Genomic DNA, 25,348 nt, shown 5'->3' on the forward strand with positions numbered 1-25,348 from the left:
TGAATGTTGCGCACCTTCAGGCGACGCAACTCGTCGTGCTGCCAGGATCCAGCAACGGCTCCTGACGCCGCAGTGGTCAAATCTTTCGGAGAATTTTCGGCATTTATTCGGCATACCGTCGTGCAATCCGATGCCGCCCTACCTATGCTGGTGTTGCCAACGAAGTCGCGTATTCCGCTATCAGGCGCGATTCGTTGCAACGGGCTTCACAACTGTTCGATTGTCGATATCGACGATCTGTGTGCCAGCCCAGCGTACGCTCCCGAGCGTCATGGCCGCCTCCTATCACATCCCTCCTAAATGGGAGTGCCGGACGCCCAGAATGTCCTGATTCATAGGAAGGTGATTTGCGGTATTAAATGTGCGCCCTCCTTTGCGCACCGGGCTAACCAGCCCCAGTGGTCTCTATGGCAATAGAAACCGTTCACGTATGACGGATCGGCAACACGCGCCCCGACCGGTGGGCCGGGCAGCCGAGCCGCGGCCGCCATACGGATCCGCTATCCCGGAGAAGTGAAATGAAACAGACCAGAATCGCGGCGACCGTCGCCGCGGCCGTCGCCTTCGCGTTCGTCGGCGCGGCCGCTCACGCGCAAACCCAAAACCCGATCCGTCCGCCACAGCCCGTCGACCAGAACGCGCTGCAGGCAGTCGGCGGATCTCCCGCGCCGCAGACCGCAACGGGTGCTCCCATCGGCAAAACCCGCGATCAGGTCTATCGCGAGCTCCTTGACTCGGAACGCAATGGCGAAGCTAAGCGCATCCGGGGCCTGTACGAAGGCGCCAAATGATGCTGGCCGCGCGGGCTGTAGACGCCAATCCGTTTTTCGAGGCTGCGGATCCGGCCGATCGACTGCCGGCATAGGAATCCCAAATTGGATGCGCGCCGGCCGGGTGCCGCGGATACCGGGATAGGCTATTCCAGTAGAGCTGGAGCGAACTTTCCCACGGCTCTCTCGCGGGATAGCCGGCATTCATTGAGAGGGTGACATCATGAATGTAAAAACGACTTTCAACTTTTCTCAGACCATCGTAGCCAATGCCATCGTCTGCGGCATGTGCGTCCCGACGCTCGTGAGCGCTCAGGGCATACCGAAACAAGGCAGTTTCGAAGCCACATACTACGGCGTTGGCTCGGTCACGAAGAGCATGCCCATGGAGGGCGACGACGCCGTCATGTTTTTCGAGGACACCATTCTCGTCCCAAGCAATCCTTCCGTGCCCCTGTTCCAGAGCGTTTCAGCCAAATGCATCACCGTCGGCTATTCCAAGGGCGCATCGAATGGCTACTGCATTTACACGGACAAGGACGGAGATAAGTTTGTCGAATCCATCATCAAGCCGGGCCCTAGAGCGGCCGGCAAAGGAACCCTCGCGTCGGGCACCGGGAAGTACAAGGGACTAGAAGGACAGTTGGATTGGGAACTGGTCGCGTTCCTGCCCGCCGACAAAGGCAGCTATAACTACATCGGCAAGAAAACTGGCCACTATCGCATTCCGTGAATCTCGCCCTCGCAATTTATCAACTTCCGGATCGCGTGTATTCGCACGCCCGGCTCGCGAGAAGTTTGTCTCAGTCAGCATGCCTGTGACCGGCTTCTTTGGGCCCCAGAGAAAGCTCGAGCATGCGAAAGATTGCGCTAGCCTTCGTGCAATTTGCACACATCGGAGGTGGGTTAAGCTGGAGGTGCGTCTGTCTGGGGTCACGCGTTGTATCAGGCATTTTTCCCCGTCAGCCAGATCGGGTTGAGTTCGCGGGGCATTATCGACGCTGCAAACATCTGCGGGTGGTCCAGTCGTTGTAGGACATACCGAGCTTGAAAGATTCATCATCGCCCCACGAGTCTCGCGGTGCGTTGAAGGCTGCACCGGCGATCATCGGTTCCGATCGGACAATCGGCCGACGAACTTCCATCCCTGATCGGCCAGCCAGACGTACGTGAAGCCCGTTGGACCATCGATGAAAACGGTTAAGGGCCGTTCGGATCCTGACACCTCCTGTTTTCCCTGCGTCGATGCGGAAGCGATTCGCGCTTCGCCCTGCTTCAATGGCGCGGCTTGATCTTCAAGCGACCAACCGTCCTCGCTAACGTACGTGAGCCGCGACGTACCGCCCGACGGGCTTCGTAGCGTGAGCGTAAGTAGCCGTCCGTCGACGTCCATTGGTCGGGCGCCACGGAAGTCCAGGTTCGCCGTCACCGATTCATCCGCAGCTGCGGCGACACGCTCCGTAGACGACGCAGCCACGCCTACGCGGCATGCCGCTTCAAGCGCGATGAACACCACGAAGGCAAACGCTCCGGGTTTGATCTGAGGCATTTTCATGTTGAGCACCTCCGCGCTGCCGAGCTGAAGGGGGCGCCGGCTCCGTTAGCGGAGCCGTTTCAGTGGCTGCTATTCGTTAAATCAGCATAGGGGCGGGGGAATCGGGTCGCACGAAGGTACGCCGAATAAACGCCGAAATTATGCCGAAATGAATGACCATGGCGACGGTACATGGCAGCAGGTCCCTGCCTGACCAAGGCCGGGGCGAGTTTCGTCGTCGGTTGGAATACAAGAAGACGTGGCGCGGCGGCTTCTTCGTCGCCGTTTACCTAAGGAATACAAGTCTGACGTGTCCGTGTGGCGGCCACCAGTCGGCCGAGAGTCGCAAGACTCAAGCGTTGTTTGCCTGCGTTGAGTGCGGCCTCGCAGCGAACGCCAATCACCTCGGTGCGCTCAATGTTTGTGGCGGCGTGACACGCCGTAATTACCTGTGGAGGGATCCCGCAGTCGGGCCACCTGCCGAAGCATGAACTCACCGAAGGTGCTCGCGCACCCGTAAGAATCCTCATCCTCCAGGGCGCGAGAAGTATGTCAAACAGCAGCCGTTCGCGCCGTTCCCTTTCTTCATCGACGGAAAGCGCCTGGGCGCTTCACTGTCATCGCTGAAGAGCTGATACGCCCGCTCAATCTTTTCCCGAGCCCGTTCTTGGCGATTGAGATGCAACGCTTCCATTCGCGGCGTCCATTGTCGTAAAGGACGTCGACGACGTCGAAGCGCGCCGTATTGCGCTCACCGAAAACATCCAGCGCGACAAACTGTCTCCTGCCGAAGAAGCCGTCGATACAGCCGAGTTGCTGCTCGAACTGCACGGCGGCGACCGCGACGTGACTGCCAAGCTCCTCGGATGGTCACGCTCGACACTGGACAGCTGCGTTGCGCTGCTGAACTGTTCGAAGGCGGTGCTCGACGCGCTGAGCGAGCGGAAAATCAACATCGCTCGACGCTAAATTGCTGGCGGCACTCTCGAAAGAGAATCAGGACGAGGTCCTGCCAGTCGTTGTTTCGGAGAAGCGCTCGGTCGCCGACGTGATGAAACTGGTCGAACAGGCATCCTGCGCGCGTGGGTCTGCCATTTTCGCGCCGGGCTTGAACAGACGAAGGCCCGTCACGCTTGTGCACGCAACGGGAGAGCCGCCGAACCACAACGGCCACGATCGCAAAGAAGGCGGAAAAGGCGCAAAACGTAGAGATATCGGCATCCATCCGCGACGCCAGCAGCTATTCTTCAGACACAGCGATTAGCGCGTCTCCGGTCGGCCCCGCGGGTCGTTGGTGGCCCATTCCGCCCCCATGCGGAGAGGGGAAATGTATGTCACGTCCCAACTTACCTCGGCCCGTGCGACCCGCACCGCATCGTTGGCCGTTGAGCAGGCGCATCTGGCTAGCTGTCGGTATCACGCTCACCGGACCGCCGTTTACCCATGCTGCGCTTGCCGCGGGTGTTCTTCCGCAAGGCGGCCAGTACGTCGCCGGGGCCGGCGCCATCTCAAGTCAGGGTAACGCGCTGCTGGTCACGCAGCCGGGTTCGACGCGCGGCGTGATCGACTGGGGCAGCTTCTCTGTCGGAGCCCAGAACCGCGTGAGCTTCGACAATGGCTCGGGCGCGACCTTGAACCGGGTCACGGGCGGCTCGCCGTCGACGATCCTCGGTAGACTCAGCGCAACGGGCAGCGTGTATCTGGTCAATCCGCAGGGCATCGTCGTTGGCCCGTCGGGCGTCGTCACAACGGGTGGACGGTTCGTCGCGTCGACGCTCAATGTCTGCAACTGTGCTTTCATGAAAGGCGACCCACTCACGCTGTCAGGCGATTCAAATGCGCGCGTGATCAACCTCGGCAAAATCAGTTCCAGCGGCGCCGATGTCTTCCTGATCGCGCGAGGCGCGGTCATCAATATGGGCACGATCAAAGCGCCGAACGGCACGGTCGAACTGGCCGCCGGCGAACAGGTGCTGTTGCAGGACTCGACCAGCAGCAAACAGGTGTTCGTGCAGACGGGCAGCCAGGGGACGGTCGTCAACAGAGGGCGCGTCGTCGCCGCGCAGATCAGCCTGCAGGCCGCCGACGGCAATGTATATGCGCTCGCCGGCGCTGGCACGCGGGTCCGCGCGACGGGCACAGCGAATCGCGACGGCCATGTTTGGCTCGTCGCTGACAGCGGCCGTGTGGAGCAGTCGGGCGTGATCGCGGCCACCAACGCGGACGCCAGCGGCGGCACGGTCGACACTGACGCGGCGCAACTGGCGTTCGGCGCCAGGGCCTCCGTCCAGGCGGGCGAATGGAATCTCTCGACGCCCGCGTTCACGATCGACAAATCCGCTGCACGCGCACTGCGCCGCAGCCTGAATGCGGGCACCTCTGTCGGTGTGACCACGACAGGCGCGATGAACGCGACGGGCGACATCGACATCGCATCGAACCTGAACTGGCGCGGCCCCGCTTCGCTGACGCTCGACGCTTACCGCAACGTGTCGGTCGGGAGCAACGCGACGATCGCGAACAATGGCGCGGGCAATCTGAGCTTGCGCGCCGACGCAACCGGCATCAACAACGGCGGCGGCGTCGTCAACAACGGCACGCTCGACTGGTCGAAGAGCACCGGTGCGCTGAGCGCTTTCTACGACATGAACGGCACCTACGTTGCCGGTACCCAACTGGGCAACCCGGCATGGACGCCCGTCGCATTCAGCGGCCTTGTTACACAGCTCACCGCGTACAGGCTGGTGAACTCGCTGACCGATCTGGCGAACGTCGCCAACGATCTAACCGGTAACTACGCGCTCGGCAGGAACATCGATGCGAGCGCGACGAGCAACAGCCCCTTCTTCTCAATTGGCAACGCCAATACGCCTTTCACTGGTCAATTTGACGGACAAGGCGATTCGATCAGCTCGCTTACGCTTGCGCCGTTGGGCGGCATGTTCGGAGAAATCGGCGCCCAGGGTGTCGTGCGCAACGTAAATATTTCTGGCACGGAGAGCGTTGCTATCGGATTCGTCGGGCCCATTGGCATCCTGGCTGGCATGAACAACGGCAGCGTAGTCGGAGTGAACACGTCCGGCACGGTGATCAGCAGCGGACCCGAGGCGGCTTCTTCGCCCGACTATTCGACAGCGGGTGGGCTCGTGGGCATCAACACGGGATCGATCCTGCGTTCTTCGAGCAGCGCCGCTGTGACCGCGGGTAATGTGCTCGGCGGTCTGGTGGGCGCGAATACGGGCCTGATCAATCAGTCGTTTGCTACGGGGCCCATCGTATCGCTGAGCTATATCAATCAGGGCGGCGGCGGCCTTGTCGGTGATAACAGCGGCACGATCAACCAGTCTTATGCAACCGGCTCGACAACGCTTCAGGGCTATTGCCGAGGCGCATCCGGTACGCCGTGCGGCGGCGCCGGACTCGTCGTCACGAACGAAGGAACGATCACCCAGTCATTCGCAACCGGCCTCGTGACGCAGCCGCTCTACGAACCCATCGGCATCGCGCGGACTAATACAGGCACGATCTCGAACGATGTGTATTGGGACGTCGACACCACGGCTGCTACGATCGGCGTCAAGTACGGCGAACAGATCCCCGCAGCAAACGGGTTGACCACGGCTCAGATGAGCACGGCCGCCTCGTTCGTGGGGTATGACTTCAGTGCGCCCGGCGTGTGGGCGATGCCTGCCGGCGCGACGCATCCGGTGCTGCGCTGGCAACTGGCGCAATGACACACGCGCAGTCAGTCAGTAGGGCTGTTAACGAGCTTTCGACGCGGGACGATCTCGCCCACGAAGTTGCCAAGGCACGCGTCCAAAAAAGCTCGAACACGCCAACGTTTTCGCCTCACGAATGTCCGCTGTGCTTGGAAACGAGCCGCCCAGGTCGCACCCGGACCACTGGCTGAATTGGGTCGGGAAGACCGATTCAATTTTCCAAAAGCCGACGTTGATCCGGCACCTGTTTGTGAATGTCGCCGACCACCGTTCACGGGATCGAAGTCAGATGAGAATGGGCGAAACCGTCAGGCGAGAATCGGCCTTAAGACCAGCCACCCGTCACCATGACATCCTCCGCCGTGATCATGCGGCTGTCGTCGGCCGCGAGGAAGAGCGCCATGCGCGCGAGATCGCCGGGCTCCATTTCCTCGTCGATACACTGGCCGCGCCGTATCTCTTCGCGGCCTTCGTCGGTGAGCCACAGGTTGCGTTGTTTCTCGGTCAACACCCAGCCCGGCACGAGCGTGTTCACGCGGATCCCATACGCGCCGAGGTCCTTGGCGAGCCCGCGCGTCAGGCCCTGTACGGCCGCCTTGCTCATTGCGTAAACCGGGAACTGGCTGCTCTTGAGCATCCAGCAATGCGAGCCGAGATTAATGATCGACCCCGCGCGTGCGGCCTTCATATCCTCGACCACGGCCTGCGCTGCGAACAACTGATGCCGCACATTGACTGCAACGCCTGCATCGAACGACTCGGGCGTAACGTCGGCGAGCGCGTGGCGGCGATCGTTCGCCGCGTTGTTCACGAGCACCTCGATCGGTCCGAATGCGGCCCGCACCTCGTCGATGGCCGCGTGCAACGCGGGAATGTCGGTGACGTCGCAAGCGACGAAGAGCGGTTTATGGCGCGCGTCACCGAGCGATTTGGCAAGAGCTGTTCCCGCGTTCATGTCGATGTCGAGAAAGCCCACACGTGCGCCTTGCGCAACGAAGTGCTCAACGAACGAAGCGCCAATGCCACTCGCGCCGCCCGTGATGAGCACAACCCGGTCGACCAGGCTGGGATAGCTCGCGTAACGTGCTTGTCCAGAAGATTTTTCGATAGAAGTTGCCATTCACTTTCCGTATTGATGAATCGCGTACACCGCGATTTTTTTAATCGATCGAGCAGCACCGCGAGCAGGATCACGCCGTGCACGAGGTACTGACAGAACGCCTCGATGTTAAGCAGATCAATCACGTGGTCTTCGATGCACCGCCGTGCGACGTCGCGCTCGATGGCACGGCGGCGTTCTTTTCTGCTGCCGATGATCTGGGCGACACTTCGGAGGCGCTGCCGAACGGGAAGTGGGCCACGCTTGACCAGTTCCGGGACGTGGCCGCAATGGCCTGGTGACGCTGGACTTGGTCGTCGAGGTCGCACATCCAGGGTTCTTGAGCTTCACGTTGGCATACCCATCGCCTGCCTTGCAACAATGCGTTGGGCTGACGCGACTGCTTTTCGGCGTATTCGTCGCGCTCCATTAGCCAGTAGAACTTCTGATTCCAGGCACCGGGTCGGCACCAGGCGGCGGCTTGGATTTTACGCCCAAATCAGGCAACGGGAAGATCGCGGTTTGGGGGAAGTACGACTCGACGGACGAATCACATGCGAACCTGCTGTGCGACGACGAAACCGGCGGTGCGCCATGCAAGGTTTCTTATGGCAGCCCGGCCTACAGCTGCCTTTCAGACAGGCGCAAGTTCAATGACTGCTTCCCGGGTGCAACTGCCCGCCGTACCGTCAGGTTTGCGCGTGCATCATCACCGGTGGCCGACAGTTGAATGACTTCCGGATCAACCCAGCCGTGGGCATCGCATACGTGACCACATATTGCGAAACACGATCCGCTCTCCCGGGCCTGGAGCACGACGATAATCGCGACGGCAGAACGGTGCTCGCGGGATAGCCTTTCACACCGGCAATCGCGGGTCCTTCAGCGAGCGCCTTGGGGCGTGCGCCGAGTGACTATGGATGCATCGCCGACATCACGGCCGATGGTGGAACTTCCGGACCGCCCGACAGCGTATTTGGTACCGCAAAGCAGCTGACGGGCCGAGTTGCTAAGGCTCGTGTAGGGCGGCAGCGGCGTCCGACTGGTTTTCATGAGAGCTGTTGCGAGACACTCGCGCACCACCGCGCCAGTCTCTCCATTGCCGCCTATTACCAAAGTGATACAGCGGCAGCGAGGCTCGGAAATCATACTGGCCCCGACCTGTCCGGTTTTTGTCCATAACGCCGCGCCGGGGCTTGTCCCCGTGGCACACGTTGTTAAATTTTTTGGCATCGTCTGTCGTCTATCGCGTAGGGGCACCCGGATTGCCGCAGTGCCGGCTAGACCACTATGAGGGGGTCATCATGAAGTCGCCTAACCACGCAGTTGCGAAAACTGTCGCTTACCTTTTGGTCGCATGCTCAGCATCGCTGACCGCGCCTGCTTTCGCAGGGGCGTACGTACCTTGCCGCTCCGGCAGCGGAGCGACAGACGCGCAAAGCGGCCAATCGATGCCGTTGCACCACGCCAGCGTGGTTCACAAAAAGAATGGCGGCGTCAATGGCGGCGTGCCAACCCCGTCGCAGTCCGGCAAACGCGTTCCCGGCGGCGACTCCATCGATCCCATGTATCGAGGAGGTTGATGCGCCCGAGGCAGCACTCGAAGAAGGCTGGCACGCCGATCCGGTCTTTCCGAAGCACCCTGCGGCAGAGAGCGGTGATCGTGCTTTCGTGAGGAGGTCGTATGCGCAAGTTCAAACCGGTCGGTGCGGTCACATTCGTCGCGGTGATGCTGGGCGTCGGTCTGGCGAATTACATCGGTCCGGCACACGCCTGGCCGCCAGAGCCGATGTTCGTCATTAACGCCGAGCCGGGGCCTTTCGTGACAACGGACGTTCTTGATTTTCTGGACATCGTCTATGTGCACCCGTATCGCCGCGGTGCCCGATAGACAACTATGAGGAGGTGCATCATGAAGTCGCTTATCCAGGCAGTTGCACTTGCGGCCGCGATCGCTGCGCCGGGCATGTCTTTCGCACAATCGGAGCAGCCGGTCACGCGCGCGCAGGTCAAGGCGGAGATTCTGCAGCTTGAGCAGAATGGCTATAACCCGGCCAACGCGCTCGATGCCCAGTATCCCGCGGACATTCAGGCCGCCGAAGCGAAGATCGCTGCACAGGACAGCCAGCAGCCGGCCAACAGTGACATTGGCGTCGCGACGACCAACGCCGCTGCACAGGCAAGCCAGCAGGAGGGCAGCAATGACGTTGGCGGAACGACCGTTGGCACCTCAGCTTCCGGTAGCGTCCCGCAGGTGTCGAAGCCCTCGCCATCTTCGTGCGTTGGTCCCGCAAGTTATTGCAACCTTTTCTTCGGTAATTGACCGCTGACGGGCCGCCCGACACCGCGCCGACGATCCGGGTAACGTGCCTGGATCGTCGGCGCGTCATGGCTTCACGGAGTCCGACAGCGACCAGCTCGATTCGACCCTGAACGGTCCGCAAAAAGTGGACAGCCTCCGACGCGCAGATCGCCATTCAAGCGTCGGCTTCGCACTCGGCACCAGACCGTCGCGGTTGGGATCATCCCGACAACATGTCGGCATTCATGCGGATTTTTTCTCGTGTTGCTGACCCCACCGTCGACGCTATGAGCGACGCACGCCATGCCACCATCCAGCACGAGCGTCGCAAGGTGGTTACTGCCGCGCCGCTATCCGCACGCGCTCGCCCGCTTTGGTTCGCGCCGACGCGATGGACATGCCCAGGCCAAGCAACGCCAGGCAGACGACGGGCACGAGCATCGGAGCGCTTGCGTTGCCCGCGACCTTTCCTATGTAAGGCATCAGGTTCTGCGCGAAGAAGCCTCCGAGATTGCCAATCGAATTGATCGCCGCGATGCTGGCTGCAGCGCGGGCGCCCGTGAAGTATCGCGGGGGCAGCGACCAGAAGCATGGATAAAGCAGGGGAATGCATGCGCCGCCCAGCACGAGCGCGGCAAATTGCAGCGGCAGGCCCGGCAGCACGAGACTTAGCGCGAAGCCGATCACGCCGACGCCCGCAACCAACGCCATCGAGCGGAGCACCACACCCTCGCGTTTCAGCTTCGCGGGCAGCCACAGAAGAAGCAGCGCGGAGAGCATCCACGGAATCATGTTGAGCAGACCATTGAGCGACGAATGGGAGACGCCGCCGCTTTTCAGCAGCGTGGGCAACCAGTACGTCACGCCGTAGAGCGAGGTGGACATCAGCATGTAGCCGCACGCGAACATCAGCACGCGTTTGTCGACGAGCGCCCGCCACGGATGCCCGGCGGTCGCTTGCGCCGGCGCCTCGCGCCGCAGCGCCGCGATCATCAGGGCTTTTTCTTCGTTCGACAGGAACGGGGCGCGTTCGACGGACTCAGGCAGAAAGCGCAACGCAACGAGTGCGACGAGGACAGCAGGTATCCCGGTTGCCACGAACACCCACTGCCAGCCGGCGAGACCCAGGTTGCCGTCCAGCGACAACAGCAAGCCGCCCGCGAGTGAGCCGAGCATGTTGGCGAGCGCGCTGCCGAGCGTGAAGAAGCCGAGCATGCGTGTGCGATGACTCTGCGGAAACCAGAGCGTCAAATAGAAGATGACGCCCGGATAGAAGCCCGCTTCGGCGACACCCAGTGCGAACCGGAACACATAGAAGAGTCCCGTTGAATGTGTGAATGCCATCGCCACGGTAATGGCGCCCCAGGTTGCCATGATGCGTGCGAGCCAAAGGCGAGCGCCGAAACGATGCAGCGCAAGCGTGCTCGGCACCTCGAACAGCAGGTAGCCGATAAAGAAGAGCGACGCGCCCAGACCATATGACGCCTCCGACATTCCCAGTGCATGCACCATCTGCAGCTTGGCAAAGCCGACGTTCTGCCGGTCGATAAAGGCGATCAGGAACATCACGATCAACAGCGGCATGAGCCGCCAGGCGACCTTTTTCACGACAGCCTGCTCGGCAATCATGGTTTGGCTCACAATCAATCTCCGTTCAAAGAATTCATATATATGTTTAGGCGAATCCGTTTTCTCGACAATGAGTAGAAACCCGCTTTGGCTAGATTTCATGGCACATTTAGGGTTATCACTGATCTGCGGTTAGCCTTGTTCATGAAATCATATAGATGAATTGAACGGAGACTACGATGCCTGCCGATGACCGGTTGCCCCGTTACCAGCGTTTGCGCGACGAAATGGTCGCTCTGATCGCGGCTCGCCATTGGCGGCCGGGTGAAGCGATCCCTACCGAGCAGGCGCTCGCCAAAAGCTACGACGTGGCGGTCGGGACGGTCCGTAAGGCTGTCGATCTGCTCGTCGCGGAAGGCCTGCTGGAACGCTTTCAGGGCAGAGGGACGTTCGTGCGCCGCGCGAGCTTCGACAGCTCCCTGTTTCGTTTCTTCCGTTTCCAGACACGGCAAGGCGAACGACGCATTCCGGAGAGCCGCATCTTGCGACGCGAGGTCGTCGATGCGCCGTCGGCTGTCGCCGCGATCTTGCAGATTTCGAGTAGCGCGCGTGTGATCCAGATGACTCGCCTGCGGCTGATCGACGGCGTGCCGATGCTCGCTGAAGAAATCTGGCTGCCCTATGTCCGGTTTGCGGCGTTTGCGCAGATGGACCTGAATGAAGTCGGTGACCTGCTGTACCCCGTGTACGAGGCGCAATGCAATCAGGTCGTGGCGTCTGCCACGGAAACTCTGACAGTCGAAGCCATTGGCCCGTTGCATGCACGGCTGTTACGCATCGAGCCGGGCACGCCCGCCGTCGTCATCGAGCGTCTTGCATGCGGCTACGACAGACAGCCGCTCGAATGGCGCCGCTCACGCGGGCCTGCCAGCGAATTCATCTATCAGGCCGAGATCCGCTAGCGATCGCGCGCCGTCACAAACAAGTTGTTCCCACCCAGGAACGACGACCTGGGAGACAGCAATGTTCAAGTGGTTCAGCCAGATTTCAGGCAATGAGCGTCGGACGTTCTGGGCGTGCTTCGGCGGATGGGCGCTTGATTCGCTCGATGTGCAGATGTTCAGCCTCGTGATTCCGGCGATCATCGCCGAGTGGTCGATCAGCCGCACGCAAGCGGGGCTCGTCAGCGGCGTCACGCTGGTGGCGTCGGCGCTGGGTGGCTGGATCGCGGGCATGATGTCGGACCGGCTGGGGCGCGTAAAGACGCTGCAATGGACCGTCGCGTGTTTTTCCGTGTTCACGTTCCTGTGCGCGTTCGCGCAGAACTATCCACAGTTCCTCGTACTGAAGACACTGCAGGGGTTCGGCTTCGGCGGAGAATGGGCGGCGGGCGCCGTGCTGATGGCCGAGACCATCCGCAGTGAGCATCGCGGCAAGGCGATGGGCAGCGTGCAGAGCGCATGGGCGGTCGGCTGGGGTGCAGCGGTGCTGCTGTATGCACTGATGTTCTCGCTGCTGCCTGCGGATACCGCGTGGCGCGTGATGTTCGGGGTTGGCATCGTTCCGGCGCTTCTGATTCTGTACGTCCGACGCGGCGTGCAGGAGCCTGCCGCGCCGGCCCGCGCAACGCGCGATGCGCGCGCGCGTCAGCAGCCGACGCCTGGCCTTGTCGTCGGCATCTTTTCTCCGCAAGTGCTGCGCATGACGCTCATCGGCGCACTGCTCGGCGTTGGTGCGCATGGCGGCTACTACGCGCTGATGACCTGGCTGCCGACGTTTCTGAAAAGCGAGCGCCATCTGTCGGTCTTGAGTACGGGCGGCTACCTCGCCGTCGTGATCGTCGCGTTCTTTTGCGGGTGCCTCGTGAGTGCGCAGCTGCTGGATCGCATCGGACGCCGCAAGACCATACTCACGTTTGCGATCTGCTGCGTGATAACGGTGATCGCCTATCTGTTCCTACCGCTCGGCAATACCGCGATGCTGTTCTTCGGTTTTCCGCTAGGCTTTTTTGCAGCGGGCATTCCGGCAAGCATGGGCGCGCTGTTCAACGAGCTGTATCCGCGCGGGATGCGTGGCACTGGCGTCGGGTTTTGCTACAACTTCGGCCGCGTCGTGTCGGCGGGATTTCCGGTGCTCGTCGGGCACATGTCCGCGACCATGTCGCTTGGAACGGCGATCGGCATCGATGCGGGACTCGCATACGCACTGGTCGTCCTGTCCGTGCTGATGTTGCCCGAGACACGCGGCCGCATGCTGGACGAAGCCACGCTCGAGCCCGAACACACAGGCGCGCTTTCTCACGCGCAAAGGCATTGACGCGCGAGACACTCGCCGCAATCCAGCAAGAATGGTGATGAAGGAACGTCCATGATCGAGAAGTCGGGGATAGAGGCGAGCCACCGGCAGGCTGTGTATCGTCCAGCCCACATTGCATCTGTCGATACTCATGCTCACGTATTCGAGCGCGGCCTGCCGCTTGCCGAAAAGCGTCGCTACGTGCCCGACTACGACGCCACGCTCGACGCATACCTTGCCCAACTGGACACGCACGGCGTATCGCACGGCGTGCTTGTGCAGCCCAGCTTTCTCGGCACGGATTGCAGCTATATGCTCGATGCGTTGCGCCGCGCGCCGCACCGGCTACGCGGTGTCGCGGTGATCGAGCGTGATTGTCGGATCGACACACTGACGGAGATGGCGAATGGGGGCATTGCAGGGATTCGGCTGAATCTGATCGGACATCCCGATCAGCCGCTCGACAGATGGGTGAGCGCGCAAACGCTCGCCCATGTCCGCGATCTCAAATGGCATGTCGAAGTGCATGTGGAAGCTGCGCGGCTGCAGGGCATCGTCGAGCCGCTTCTCGACGCCGGCATGAATGTCGTCGTCGATCACTTCGGCAGGCCCGATCCGGATATCGGTGTAAGAGACGTAGGCTTTCGCCGTCTTCTTGAACTGGCTGACACGCAGCGTGTGTGGGTGAAGATATCGGCCGCATACCGGAATCGACGGCAGTTTCGCCCGGATGACACTGATGCGCAGGAGGCATTTCATTTTCTGAAAGCGGCTTTTGGCGTGCATCGCCTTATGTGGGGCAGCGACTGGCCGCATACGCAGTTTGAAGCAGACGAGGATTTTACTCACGCGCTCGAACTTCTACGCGCGCTGCTCCCTGTTGAAGAAGAGCGCAGGGTTGTTCTGGCAGACACGCCTGCAAGACTTTACATGTTCGACATTGCGTGATTCACATGGCGCATTGCAAGGGCAGGACTGGCTAAACGGGTTGACGTCTCACCCGACAGGTTGAAACATTTTTGGCGCAAAGCACTGCGCAGACAACGCTCACTTCATACCTCGCTCGAGAGCAACCTATACCCCCCGGCCCTATATGAGGTAAGATAGCCCCCTACACTATTTTGGGGCTTGCCGTGAGCCATACGATTCGTGAAAAGCAGAAGCTGCTCAACCGGGTGCGCCGCATCAAGGGCCAGGTCGAGGCCATTGAGCGGGCACTTGAAGAAGAGCGCGGATGCATGGATGTGCTCCAGCTCATTACCAGTGGCCGTGGCGCGATGAACGGGCTGCTCGCCGTCGTGCTTGAGGACCACATTCGCACCCATCTGGTCGATGCAGAACCGGCTGACGAACATGGCAGCGGGACCGAGCAATTGATCGAAGTAGTCCACAGCTACTTCAAGTGAGAGAAGCATGAGCAAGTTCGAAGACGCCGCCTTCGGGGCGGGACATGACCACATCTTCCTGGGCGCTGCCCACCAGGAAAACGAGCGCAGGACGTGGATGGTGATTGCGCTGTGCAGCGCGATGATGGTGGCTGAAATAGTCGGTGGGAGTCTGTTTGGCTCGCTGGCGCTCGTCGCCGACGGTCTGCACATGTCGACACACGCTGGCGCGATGCTCATCGCCGCTTTGGCTTATACCTACGCCCGCAAGCATGCTGGCGATAACCGCTTCGTATTTGGCACCGGCAAACTGGGAGATCTCGCGGGTTTTACCAGTGCGATTGTACTCGCGATGATCGCGCTGCTGATCGCGTACGAAGCTGCTTCGCGCTTTCTCTCGCCCGTGCCGATCCACTTTGGTCAGGCGATCCCCATCGCCGTGCTCGGACTGCTGGTCAATCTTGCGAGCGTCTGGCTGCTGAGCGGCGATCACCACGGCCACAGCCATGGGCATAGCCACGGGCACCGTCATGGCCACGGTCACGAGAACGAACACAGTCACGAGGAAGAGGTGCATCGCATCTTCGGTAGCGCTGGCGTATTCGCCCTATCGGTCTTCGAAGACGGTGTTCCGCCCGTCTTCCACATTACGCCCGAAGCGGCTTCCTCAAAACTGAACGCCAATACTGTTTCGGTAACGACGATCCGCCCCGACGGCACGCACCAGACCTTCGCGTTTGCCGACCGCGGTGGCTATCTGGAGTCCAAGGAGGACATTCCCGAGCCGCATGCATTCAGGGCCGTTGTCCAGCTGCCCGATGGTGAACATCATGTCGAGTTCGAGGAACACGAGCACGATCATGAAGCTCAGTCAGCCGCGAACCGTGACCACAACATCCGCTCGGCCTACATTCACGTCATTGCCGACGCAGCGGTTTCCGTGCTGGCGATCATCGGCCTGCTGCTCGCGCGTGCGTTCGGCTGGGTCTGGATGGACCCGCTTGCAGGTGTAATCGGCGCACTGGTGATTGCGAACTGGTCGTGGGGCCTGATGCGCGACACGGGCGGTATCCTGCTCGACATGAATGTGGACAAGCGGATGACCGACAACGTCCGTCATGTCATCGAAGACAACGGCGACACCGTGCTTGACCTCCACGTCTGGCGCGTCGGTCCGGGGCATATGAGCGCGATCGTTTCGGTGGCCACCGATGAAGTGCGGCGCAACCCGGGCTTCTACCGCACAGCACTCAAGCGTTTCAAGGGACTGTCGCATGTGACCATCGAAGTGAACCCGACCGGCGTCGTAGTCTGAGCGATGGCAGTCAAATCGCCATGCATCGATGTCTGTGCGTTCGATGGCAAGACCGGTCTTTGCATCGGCTGCTTTCGGACGCTCGATGAAACCCGGGGCTGGAAGAAGATGACGGACCACCGGCGTCATCAGATACTCAATGAGAAGACCCGGCGACAGGAGAAGGTCGCACGCGAGGTGCAGGTCGCTAAGGTGAAAAGCTGAAGGAATAGACCTGTTGCCCGGCACTGCCTGGGATGTCCGAAGTACACCAAATTCCGGCCGTTCGAGCGGGGAGTTCGTATAAAGGAACAAAATCGCCGCCTGTATCGTGGTCCATAAGCGAACGCCTTTAGGCACATTGAGGCACGTTTCGACTCGTCTTTAGCTCGATAAGAAATACCGCAAGAACATACAAACTTCCATCCACCGGATCTCCTTAGGCGGCCAGCAAAATGTAAGCTATTGCCGATCGAGCGAACACGTGGGCTCCTGCTCGCCACTTTCGTCAACCTCGGCATCCAGAGCTACCTCTCAAGCGCGGACGCGGCGGCCTATGGCTGGCGGATCGGGTTCCTGTTCGGCGGATTCTGTGGGCTCTTGTCCTACTGGATGCGCCGCAATCTGGACGAGTCCCCCGAGTTCAAGGAGATGCATGGCGCCGTCGCCAGGCAACCATTTCGCGAGACGCTGCGACATCATGGAAAAGCTGTCGCCGCGGGAGCGCTCACGATCGCTGTGATGGCCGGCGTCAACGGCATCCTCTACGGTCACATGCCGGCCTTTCTGGTTCAACAATTGCACTATGCGCCCCAGAAGGCGGCGATCGCCCAGAATGCCTATCTGGTCGTCAGCTCGTTCGGTCTGCTCGCTGCAGGCTGGCTGGGAGACAAGATTGCGCGCCGATACCTGCTGCGAACGTCAGCGGCGCTGCTGATTGTGCTGAGCTACCCGTTCTATTGGGCGCTTGTGAATCACACTGTCGATCCGGTCGTTTTATTCGTTCTCGCCGCGGTGGTCTTTTCACTGGCAAGCGGTACGTGGCCCTCTGTCCTCGCCGATCAGTTCCCCGTCCAGGTACGATTCAGCGGGATCGCCCTTGCGTACAACATTTCGGTGGTCGTATTCAGCGGCTTTGCACCGCTGCTCGCCACCATGCTGGTTCGCGCGACAGGATCATTGACAGCACCAGCCTACTACGTCGTAGGAACATGTGCGGTCGCTCTGCTGGCGAGCTTTGCATTGCCCCGGCACAGTCTGCGGCCCATTTCAGCTCGCGGAGTAGCGACCTGAACCGCGCCTCATTGCATTGAATCACCGCGAGCAACGGAGCGCCTTCATCGTGTTCCGGCTCCGATGGTCTCAGCGCCGAAGGGCACCCCTCTCGTCAATTCGGGCAAGGTGCGGCATTGAGCGGTTTTGAGGCAGAACAGTCTGCATAATTCTCAATGGCCCGGAGTCCTGGAGCCGCTCGCGCGCACCGCAAATTGCGGCGTCGTAGGTGTTCTCCGGCGCGGCTTCGCTCCCAACATCTTGATAGTTAACTGCAAGTTTCGCGGGACCGCGCTTACAGGCGGTCCGCAGAGCAAGCTGACCGTGGTCGGCTGTGACCGGATGTGGGCGCAATGAACGGCCGACACTTCGTACAACTCGACGAGCGATCGTCTCTCGCACAAAGACTGTTGGCTGAAAAATCCGACGTTGATCTGCGTCAAGATCGTCGAGGTAGGGAGGGCGCAGTCTTTAGCATGGTCGCTGCGAGGTACATCGAGGGCACCACCTGAGCCGAACCGGCGGATATGCCTCGACCCGCAGGGGGATGGCGCCCGCGACCAACCTGGCGCCAAGGTAAAACCCGCGTCATCTTTCGTTATTGCCGTCGAACTGGTTTCGGATGTCCGTGGGCCGAGCCGAGAACTGAAGTCCGGTAGACCCTCGTCGCCGACCTCACTTTCCGACTGCACGTCTTTGCGTCAGTCGAAGGAGGCGTCGGTTTCGGGGCCAAAGTCCGCCTTCCTGAATGCTGCATCGCATCAATCTGCTGTCGAGGAGATAAAGCAATGTCCGAGTCTCGCAATGAGGTTAAGCCGAATGGCGCGAAGACAGGCAACAAGCCAGGCAAGAAGGCGTACGAGAAGGAACTGGCGTTGCTTCACATTGAACTGGTCAAGCTACAGGAATGGGTCGTGCGGACCGGCGCGAAGATTTGTATCGTATTCGAAGGGCGGGATGGCGCCGGTAAGGGTGGCGTGATCAAGGCGCTTACCGAGCGTGTGAATCCGCGCGTTTTCCGGGTCGTCGCGCTGCCAGCCCCGACCGATCGCGAAAAGACGCAGATGTACTTTCAACGCTATCTTCGCCACCTGCCGGCTGCTGGCGAAATCGTCGTGTTCGATCGCAGTTGGTATAGCCGCGCAGGTGTCGAACGGGTCATGGGCTTTTGCACCGAAGCGGAGGTACAAATGTTCATGATGGCCACACCGCTGGTGGAGCGTGCGTTTATCGATTCCGGGCTGATCCTGATCAAGTACTGGCTGGAAGTCGGCCCCGAAGAACAGACGCGCAGGCTGGAAGCCCGGATCCACGATGAGCGCAAGATCTGGAAGCTCTCGCCGATGGATCTCGAATCTTATCGCCGCTGGTATGACTATTCGCGCGCGCGCGACGCGATGTTCACGATGACGGACACGGAGTACTCACCATGGTATGTAGCGAAGGCTGACAACAAAAAGCGCACGCGACTCAACGTCATCAGCCACTTGCTCAGCAAGATTCCGTATGAGGCTTTGCCGCGTAAGAAGGTTTCGTTGCCCCAGCGTCAGAAAGCCGAAGGCTATCGTGAATCGGATCACCAGTTCAGGTATGTGCCGGAAAAGTTCTGAAGTCGCATGGCAATTTGCAGCCAATCGGATCGTTGGACGTCTGCCTTAGGTGCGACTGGCTAGAGTGTCGACAAGATTGCCTGCGGTGCGAGCGTGCTTCGCCGGGTCATCGCCAGTCGCTTCAACGGACGAAACTGAGGGACGATCGGAATGTACCGGATCGAGGAACCACGGCTCGGTGGTCTGCGTATCAAGGAATGGCGGCGCCGCGCGCATTTCGCGGTCGGGCTGTTGTTTCTGGTGCTGTTGGGATCGACGCTCGGGATCGCGCTACTAGACCACACGGATGCGCCCGTCAGCACGAAAACTTTCACGGCGTTCTGGGATGCGATCAACCTGATCACGACACTTGGCGACTTCTCGGACTTCAATGCGGACCAGAAGGTATTCATGCTGGTCGCCATTATCGTCACGATGGTCGTTGCCGGCTACGCGTTGCGTCAACTAACGGGGATGCTGTCGGGCGACGACGTGATGATCTTTTGGGAGAACAGGATCATGGAACGCAAGCTGGAAACGCTGGGCAATCATGTCGCGGTTTGCCCATTCGGCCCCGTCGGTCAGATGGTCGCTGCCCGTCTCCGAGACGCGGGATCGACCGTGCTCGTTCTCGATTCCGACGCGAAACAGGCCGAAAAAGCATCGCGACTCGGTTACATGGTCATGCTTGGCGATCACAACTCGTTCGACGACATTCTCGAACGCGCCAGGCTGGACACCGCCAATGCGCTGTTCCTGACCGGTTCCGATCCCAACAGCAATCTAGAGATTACGTTGGTCGCACACACGATCAATCCGGGTCTTCGGATCGTGGTATCAGGCGAGAATGAGCTGCGCAGGATGTTGCTGCAAAAGGCAGGCGCCTCGACGGTGATCGACCAGAACGACATCGTCGCGCGCGCGATGGTCGTGCATATCGATGCCCACCAGGCGCAGCGCACGTGAAGCCCGGTCATTGCCACACAACCCGGAGTCGATGGCGCATTGAACAGGGGTGGTGATGTATTGGCCGCACTGGCTGGCCTCACGGCTTCGACAATGGCGCGGCCTTGTCCCACAGCCGGGTTTGCGCACTTGGAGTGCTATCACCGAAGCGGCTGTTCAAAGGTCTTCGATTGAGGACAACAGTGGGATCCGCGCGACAATGAGACACGATTCATCTCCACGTTTCACCGGCAATTTTCGCGTTCCGGTGCTCGAATGGCTCCGCGACTATCAGAAGGCGTGGATCAAGCCCGATATCGCCGCCGGTGTGTCAGCTGCGGCGGTCGTCCTTCCGAAGGCCATGGCCTACGCGACCGTCGCGGGGCTGCCAGTGCAGGTCGGGCTGTACACCGCCTTCGTTCCGATGGTGATCTACGCGCTGCTCGGCACGTCGCGCCCGCTCAGCGTGAGCACCACCGCAACGATCGCGATCCTCTCGGCCGCCGCCCTTGGCCGGGTGGTCCCGGGCGCGGGCGCAGCAGAACTGCTCCGAGCATCTGCAACGTTGACATTGATGGTCGGTGCGATTCTTGTGTTCGCGGGGCTTCTGCGCCTGGGGTTTGTTGCCAACTTCATTTCGGATCCGGTGTTGACCGGGTTCAAGGCGGGACTCGCGGTTGTCATTGTGCTGGATCAGTTGCCGAAGCTGCTCGGCATTCACTTCGCGAAAGGGGCATTTCTTCACAACGTGCTCGGGATCGTCACGGGTGTTCCCCACGCCTGCGGTGCGACAATCGCTGTCGGAGTGGCGACAGCCGGCGTTCTGGTGACTATCGAGCATCTCTTTCCACGAGCGCCCGCTCCGCTATTTGCAGTGGCAGGAGGAATCGGCAGCGTAAGCCTGCTCAACCTGCAACTTCACGGGGTTGACATCGTCGGCCACGTACCGACGGGCTTGCCTCCCGTTACCATTCCTGACCTGTCGCTTGTCGCATCGCTCGCACCGGCTGCCGCGGGCATTGCGCTGATGAGCTTCACCGAAACCATCGCATCGGCGCGAGCGTTCGTGGAGCGGGGAGAACCCGTGCCAAATGCAAGCCGCGAGTTGCTGGCCATCGGGTTGGCTAATGCGGGCGGCGCGCTGCTGGGCTCGATGCCGGCGGGCGGAGGAACGACGCAGACCGCCGTCAACCGGCTCGTCGGCGCCCGCAGCCACCTTGCCGAGCTGACCACGGCTGCGGTGACGCTAGGTACGATGCTGCTGCTCGCACCTTTCATTGGCCTCATGCCGCAAGCGACGTTGGCGGCGGTTGTCGTCGTCTATTCGATCGGCCTGATCAAGCCGTCGGAGTTTCGCGCGATCATCGCTGTGCGACGGACGGAGTTTCTCTGGGCCGTGGTCGCAGTTTTCGGCGTTGTGCTGTTTGGGACGCTGCCAGGCATACTGATCGCCATCGTCGTGTCGCTTCTGGCACTTGCTTACCATACGTCCGATCCGCCCGTACGGGTTTTGAGTCGCAAGCTGGGCACCAACGTGTTCCGACCCGTGTCCGCTGAGCATCCTGACGACGAGGTTTTTCCCGACCTCCTGTTGTTGAGGCCGGAGGGTCCGATATTCTTTGCGAACGCCGAACGCATCAGGCAGAAGATTCGCATGCTGATCGAGCAGTATCATCCGCAGATCGTCGCGCTCCATTTGCGCGCCGTGTCTGATCTTGAGTACACGGCGCTGAAAATGCTGACGGAAGCGGAAAAGGAATTGCGCGAGCAAGATATCGAGCTCTGGCTCGTCGGGCTAAATCCGGGCGTACTGGCGATGGTGCAGCGTTCGCCGCTCGGCGATACGCTCGGGCGCGGCCGGATGTTCTTCAACCTCGACCGCGTGATCGCTGCATGGCAGGCGCGGCGGTCACTCAAAAACTAGGGGGCCCGGACAGCGGCGCATCTGGCACCACCGATCCGCTGCCGATCAGCACGGCCATGATGCGCAGCCGAGCGTAGTCGCTCGTCCGCGGCAAATGCGCGAGCCTCGCAAAGAAGTCGAAGCTCCGCGAATGCCGTCCGGTTCGCTTGCGCAGCCTTCTTCCGGTTCGTCGGACCCATCGTTCAGTCAGGAAGGGTCGACGGCGACAAATGTTGAGCTTGCGATTCAGTCGTGCGTCGGACGTTGAACCACGCCGCGTACAGCGCTGGCATGAAGAAAATCGTCAGCAAAGTCGCAACCGTAAGGCCGCCCATGATGGCGATGGCCATGGGGGCCCAGAAAATGCTTCGAGTCAGCGGAATCATGGCGAGCACCGTCGCCGCCGCGGTCAGCGTGACCGGACGCGTGCGATGCACCGCGGCATCGACGACCGCCGTCCAGGTGTCCCGTCCTTGCGCGATCTCCGCCTGCACCTGATCGACAAGAATCACCGAATTTCGCATGATCATCCCGCAAAGGGCGGTCACGCCGAGAATGGCGACAAACCCGAGCGGCGCCTGGAAAATCAGCAGCGCCGCGACGACGCCGATGAGCCCCAGCGGGGCGGTGAGGAAAACCATCGTCATGCGCGAGAAGCTCTGGAGCTGCAGCATCAGGATCGTCAGAATGGTGACCAGCATCACGGGAAATACCGCCATCAGCGCCCGATTGGCCTTGTCGCTTTCTTCGACCGCGCCACCGACGTCGATCCGGTAACCGAAGGGCAGCTTCGCCTCGATGTCCTTCAGGAGCGGTCGGATCTCCTGGGTCACCGACACGCCCTGCTCGCCATCCTTGACGTCTGCCCGCACCGTGATCGCCATGTCCCGGTTGCGGCGCCACAGCACCGGCTCTTCGACTTCGTAGCGCACGCGCGCGACCTGCGACAGCGGCACCACAGTTCCTTCGCGCGTGTAAAGATTCACGTCCTTCAGCGCGCCGAGATCGAGCCGCTCGGAAGGCACCGCACGGGCGACTATTTCAATCAGATTCTCCTGCTCGCGCAAGTGCGACAGCGTCGCGCCGTTCGTGAATGCTTGCGTCACGAAGGCGACATCGGCCGGAGCCAGCCCAAGCGCGCGCGCCTTGTCCTGGTCGAGGTCGACCTTTAGCGTGCGAACCGGATCGTTCCAGTCCAGCTGGACGTCGCGCACTTTCGGACTCGACGCGACCACTCTTTCAACTTCGCGGGCGATTTCGCGGACCTTCTGCGTATCAGAGCCAACGACGCGAAACTGGATCGGGAAACCTACCGGTGGACCGAGTTCAAGGCGGGTGACTCGCACCCACGCTTGGGGAAACGCTTCGTTGACGCTTTCCATCAGGCGCGAGCGCACGCGCTCGCGAGCCTGCGTGTCTTTCGTCATCACGACGAAGACAGCGTAGCCCGGGTTCGGCAGTTCGGGATTGAGGGCGAGATAGAAGCGTGGCTGTCCCGCCCCCGTGTAGGCCGTGAAGAAGCGCACGTCCTGGTCTTTTTTTAGCATCGCCTCCATTTGCTTCACCTGCTCGGTGGTCGCGGCGAACGATGCCCCTTCCCTTAGTCGAAGCTCGACGATCAGCTCGGGCCGCGAGCTGTTCGGGAAGAACTGCTGCGGCACGAACCTGCTTGCGGCGACAGCCGCGGCGAGCGCGGCCACCGTCGCGCCGATGACCCACCAGCGCCGCACGAGAGCCAGGTCGATCCACTTGCGCAGATTGCGATAGAAAGGCGTGTCATACGGGTCGCCACCATGGTGCTTCTGACCAATGTCCTTTGGCAGAAGGTTGACGGCCAGATAGGGCGTGACGAGCCCCGAGACGACCCATGAAAACAGCACCGCAGTGCCAACGATCCAGAAAATGCCGCCCGCGTACTCACCGGTGGTCGACTGGGAGAAACCGATCGGCATGAAGGCGGCGGCCGTGATCAGCGCACCAGTCAGCCGCGGCATCGCAGTCGCCGTGTACGAGTAAGCGGCCGCCTGCACGCGGTCCCACCCTTCCTCCATTTTCACGACCATCATCTCTACCGCAATGATGCCGTCATCAACGAGCAGACCGAGAGCGATGATCAAAGATCCAAGCGAGACGCGCTCGAGGTTCCAGCCCATCGCACGCATCACGAGGGCGACGACACCGAGCACGATCGGCACCGAGATCCCGACCACGATGCCCGTGCGCCAGCCGAGACTGATGAGGCAGACCGCGAGCACGATGGTCAGCGCTTCGAGCAGCGAGCGCTCGAACTCCCAGATCGATTCGCTGACGACGGTCGGCTGATCGGCGACCCGCTCGAGATCGACCCCGTACGGCAGTTCGAGCTGCACTTTCGCAACGGCCTGCTCGATCGCCTTGCCCAGGTCGACAATGTTGCCGTCGTCGGTCATCGTGATGCCGAGCATCAGCACCTGCTGCCCGTTATGCCGTACCGTATAAATCGGAGGATCTTCGTATCCACGTGTGATCGAGGTGAAGTCACCGAGCTTGAGCAACCGGCCGCCGGCGGCGATCGGAAGGTTGCGGATATCGTCGAGGTTGTTGAACTGGCCGCTCACGCGCACGAGCACGCGATCCCCGTGCGTGTCGATCTGTCCGCTGGCCAGTACGCTGTTCTGGCTCTTCATGCTCTCGGCGATCTGCAGCGGCGTAATCCCGAGCGCGGCCAGCCGCTCATTCGAAAATTCGACGTAAATCTTCTTGGCCTGCTTGCCGTAGATGTCGATCTTTTTCACCATCGGCACCTTGAGCAACTGCCGCTTGATGTTTTCCGACATGTCGGAAAGCTCCCACTGGCTAATGCCATCGCCTTTGACCGCATAAAGCAGCCCGGTTACGTCGCCGTATTCGTCGTTGAAGATCGGGCCGACGATGCCGTCAGGAAGTTCCAGCTTGATGTCGGTGAACTTCTTGCGCGCCTGGTACCAGGCCTCGCGCTGATCTGCATGGGAAGTGCCGCCCTTCACTGTAATCGTCATCGCGCCGTAGCCTTGCCGCGCATACGTCACGACCTTCTCGAAGTGGTCGAGCTGCTCGAACTTCTTTTCCATGCGGTTGAGCACCTCGTCCTGGACCTGTTGCGCGGTGGCGCCGGGCCAAATCACGAGCGCAGTCATTGACGGTACCGAGAAGTTCGGGTCCTCGAGCTGGCCGAGCTTTGCGAAGCTGAGCGATCCGCCAACGCCGATCACGAGAATCACGAACAGCGCGATGGCGCGGTGGTTCAATGCCCATTCGGTGAGATTGAACGGCTTCATTGGAGAGCTTGCTCCGTTTGTGGGCCGCGCGGCGCGCCGACAAGCGCGACCTTCATGCCCGGCGCCATCTTCTGAACGCCCGCCGTGACGACGAGCTCGCCAGCCGGCGGTCCGGAAACGAGCACCTCGTCATTGCGATAGCCGCGCACAGAGACGCGGATCAGATCGACCGTGCCCACCGCCTCGGAACCATCGCGGCGAACCGCCCAGACGGCGGGCTCGCCCTTGTTCTGTGTTAGGGCCGAGGCGGGGATCACCGCTGCGGGCACTTCGCCTGCCGGTCGTTCGACAAGCAGCGTAGCGGTCGCGCCGAGCGGCAGGAGCCGGGGTGTGGCGGGCTTCAATCGGGCGCGGTAGGTGCGGGTCTGGGTGGCGG

At 61.1% G+C, this 25,348-nt stretch carries 23 protein-coding genes and 2 pseudogenes; 18 read left to right on the forward strand and 7 right to left on the reverse strand.

The features are described 5' to 3' along the window. Positions 1-518 precede the first annotated feature (518 nt). Together AB3X89_RS21275 and AB3X89_RS21280 are read left to right on the forward strand one after the other, a co-directional pair. A complete protein-coding gene (locus AB3X89_RS21275; protein WP_368585017.1) occupies positions 519-791 on the forward strand; it encodes a hypothetical protein in 273 nt (90 codons plus the stop codon). Positions 792-993: 202 nt separating this feature from the next. Beyond that, positions 994-1,503, forward strand: coding sequence for a hypothetical protein (locus AB3X89_RS21280; RefSeq protein WP_368585018.1), 510 nt, complete (start codon positions 994-996; stop codon positions 1,501-1,503). Positions 1,504-1,875: 372 nt separating this feature from the next. On the opposite strand, the gene AB3X89_RS21285 is transcribed toward AB3X89_RS21280, so the two are convergent. After that, a complete protein-coding gene (locus tag AB3X89_RS21285) occupies positions 1,876-2,325 on the reverse strand; it encodes a hypothetical protein (RefSeq protein ID WP_368585019.1) in 450 nt (149 codons plus the stop codon). 158 nt (positions 2,326-2,483) lie between these two features. Between AB3X89_RS21285 and AB3X89_RS21290 the strand changes: the two genes are divergently transcribed. After that, complete coding sequence (locus AB3X89_RS21290; RefSeq protein ID WP_368585020.1) at positions 2,484-2,795, forward strand: zinc ribbon domain-containing protein; 312 nt, start codon at positions 2,484-2,486, stop codon at positions 2,793-2,795. A 94-nt stretch (positions 2,796-2,889) separates the two neighbouring features. Here the strand turns inward: AB3X89_RS21290 and AB3X89_RS21295 are convergent, their stop codons facing one another. Beyond that, entirely contained in the window at positions 2,890-3,135 is a 246-nt protein-coding gene (locus AB3X89_RS21295; RefSeq protein WP_368585021.1) for a hypothetical protein, read from the reverse strand. On the opposite strand from AB3X89_RS21295, the gene AB3X89_RS21300 reads away from it, so the two are divergent. From AB3X89_RS21300 to AB3X89_RS21310, 3 genes are all read left to right on the forward strand, one after another. Continuing rightward, on the forward strand, positions 3,118-3,273 hold the full coding sequence (locus AB3X89_RS21300) for a helix-turn-helix domain-containing protein (RefSeq protein WP_368585022.1): 156 nt from the start codon (positions 3,118-3,120) through the stop codon (positions 3,271-3,273). The genes AB3X89_RS21295 and AB3X89_RS21300 overlap by 18 nt on opposite strands. A gap of 1 nt (position 3,274) precedes the next feature. After that, on the forward strand, positions 3,275-3,568 hold the full coding sequence (locus tag AB3X89_RS21305; RefSeq protein WP_368585023.1) for a hypothetical protein: 294 nt from the start codon (positions 3,275-3,277) through the stop codon (positions 3,566-3,568). Positions 3,569-3,635: 67 nt separating this feature from the next. After that, positions 3,636-6,038 (forward strand): filamentous hemagglutinin N-terminal domain-containing protein, encoded by a 2,403-nt coding sequence (locus AB3X89_RS21310; RefSeq protein WP_368585024.1) that lies wholly within the window; start codon positions 3,636-3,638, stop codon positions 6,036-6,038. A 310-nt stretch (positions 6,039-6,348) separates the two neighbouring features. Here AB3X89_RS21310 and AB3X89_RS21315 read toward each other — a convergent pair whose 3' ends face one another. Beyond that, positions 6,349-7,143: an SDR family NAD(P)-dependent oxidoreductase gene (locus AB3X89_RS21315; protein ID WP_368585025.1), complete on the reverse strand. Its 795-nt coding sequence runs from the start codon at positions 7,141-7,143 to the stop codon at positions 6,349-6,351. Positions 7,144-7,162: 19 nt separating this feature from the next. After that, positions 7,163-7,280: pseudogene (araH, locus tag AB3X89_RS21320) on the reverse strand (L-arabinose ABC transporter permease AraH); the annotation flags it as partial. A 1,526-nt stretch (positions 7,281-8,806) separates the two neighbouring features. On the opposite strand from araH, the gene AB3X89_RS21325 reads away from it, so the two are divergent. Then, positions 8,807-9,013 carry a hypothetical protein gene (locus AB3X89_RS21325; RefSeq protein WP_368585026.1) on the forward strand — a complete coding sequence of 69 codons (207 nt, stop codon included), beginning with the start codon at positions 8,807-8,809 and terminating at the stop codon, positions 9,011-9,013. 21 nt (positions 9,014-9,034) lie between these two features. Further along, positions 9,035-9,445 carry a DUF4148 domain-containing protein gene (locus AB3X89_RS21330; RefSeq protein WP_368585027.1) on the forward strand — a complete coding sequence of 137 codons (411 nt, stop codon included), beginning with the start codon at positions 9,035-9,037 and terminating at the stop codon, positions 9,443-9,445. A 315-nt stretch (positions 9,446-9,760) separates the two neighbouring features. On the opposite strand, the gene AB3X89_RS21335 is transcribed toward AB3X89_RS21330, so the two are convergent. Continuing rightward, positions 9,761-11,065, reverse strand: coding sequence for an MFS transporter (locus tag AB3X89_RS21335; RefSeq protein ID WP_368585028.1), 1,305 nt, complete (start codon positions 11,063-11,065; stop codon positions 9,761-9,763). A gap of 167 nt (positions 11,066-11,232) precedes the next feature. Between AB3X89_RS21335 and AB3X89_RS21340 the strand changes: the two genes are divergently transcribed. The 10 genes and pseudogenes from AB3X89_RS21340 to AB3X89_RS21385 all read left to right on the forward strand — a co-directional run bounded on the left by AB3X89_RS21340 (position 11,233) and on the right by AB3X89_RS21385 (position 21,697). After that, a complete protein-coding gene (locus tag AB3X89_RS21340; RefSeq protein WP_368585029.1) occupies positions 11,233-11,955 on the forward strand; it encodes a GntR family transcriptional regulator in 723 nt (240 codons plus the stop codon). Positions 11,956-12,016: 61 nt separating this feature from the next. Further along, positions 12,017-13,309 (forward strand): MFS transporter, encoded by a 1,293-nt coding sequence (locus tag AB3X89_RS21345; protein ID WP_368585030.1) that lies wholly within the window; start codon positions 12,017-12,019, stop codon positions 13,307-13,309. A 51-nt stretch (positions 13,310-13,360) separates the two neighbouring features. Further along, positions 13,361-14,236, forward strand: coding sequence for an amidohydrolase (locus AB3X89_RS21350; protein WP_368585031.1), 876 nt, complete (start codon positions 13,361-13,363; stop codon positions 14,234-14,236). A 185-nt stretch (positions 14,237-14,421) separates the two neighbouring features. Then, a complete protein-coding gene (locus tag AB3X89_RS21355) occupies positions 14,422-14,694 on the forward strand; it encodes a metal/formaldehyde-sensitive transcriptional repressor (protein WP_368585032.1) in 273 nt (90 codons plus the stop codon). Between the two features lie 7 nt (positions 14,695-14,701). Beyond that, complete coding sequence (dmeF, locus tag AB3X89_RS21360) at positions 14,702-15,988, forward strand: CDF family Co(II)/Ni(II) efflux transporter DmeF (RefSeq protein ID WP_368585033.1); 1,287 nt, start codon at positions 14,702-14,704, stop codon at positions 15,986-15,988. A gap of 3 nt (positions 15,989-15,991) precedes the next feature. Continuing rightward, positions 15,992-16,192, forward strand: a complete 201-nt coding sequence (locus tag AB3X89_RS21365) for a DUF1289 domain-containing protein (protein WP_368585034.1) — start codon at positions 15,992-15,994, stop codon at positions 16,190-16,192. 261 nt (positions 16,193-16,453) lie between these two features. Then, positions 16,454-17,260, forward strand: a pseudogene (locus tag AB3X89_RS21370) (MFS transporter); the annotation flags it as partial. Positions 17,261-18,027: 767 nt separating this feature from the next. Further along, positions 18,028-18,849 carry a polyphosphate kinase 2 gene (ppk2, locus tag AB3X89_RS21375; protein WP_368585035.1) on the forward strand — a complete coding sequence of 274 codons (822 nt, stop codon included), beginning with the start codon at positions 18,028-18,030 and terminating at the stop codon, positions 18,847-18,849. 150 nt (positions 18,850-18,999) lie between these two features. Beyond that, a complete protein-coding gene (locus AB3X89_RS21380) occupies positions 19,000-19,794 on the forward strand; it encodes an NAD-binding protein (RefSeq protein ID WP_368585036.1) in 795 nt (264 codons plus the stop codon). A gap of 199 nt (positions 19,795-19,993) precedes the next feature. Further along, positions 19,994-21,697 carry a SulP family inorganic anion transporter gene (locus AB3X89_RS21385; RefSeq protein ID WP_368585037.1) on the forward strand — a complete coding sequence of 568 codons (1,704 nt, stop codon included), beginning with the start codon at positions 19,994-19,996 and terminating at the stop codon, positions 21,695-21,697. Between the two features lie 182 nt (positions 21,698-21,879). Here AB3X89_RS21385 and AB3X89_RS21390 read toward each other — a convergent pair whose 3' ends face one another. Further along, the gene (locus AB3X89_RS21390) at positions 21,880-24,972 is read right to left on the reverse strand and encodes an efflux RND transporter permease subunit (protein ID WP_368585038.1); all 3,093 of its coding nucleotides are present in this window, start codon (positions 24,970-24,972) and stop codon (positions 21,880-21,882) included. After that, the gene (locus tag AB3X89_RS21395) at positions 24,969-25,316 is read right to left on the reverse strand and encodes a hypothetical protein (protein ID WP_368585039.1); all 348 of its coding nucleotides are present in this window, start codon (positions 25,314-25,316) and stop codon (positions 24,969-24,971) included. The genes AB3X89_RS21390 and AB3X89_RS21395 overlap by 4 nt, the downstream gene beginning before the upstream one ends. Positions 25,317-25,348: the final 32 nt, after the last annotated feature.

The sequence above is a fragment of the Paraburkholderia sp. BR14320 genome (assembly GCF_040948665.1).
Taxonomy (GTDB): domain Bacteria; phylum Pseudomonadota; class Gammaproteobacteria; order Burkholderiales; family Burkholderiaceae; genus Paraburkholderia; species Paraburkholderia youngii.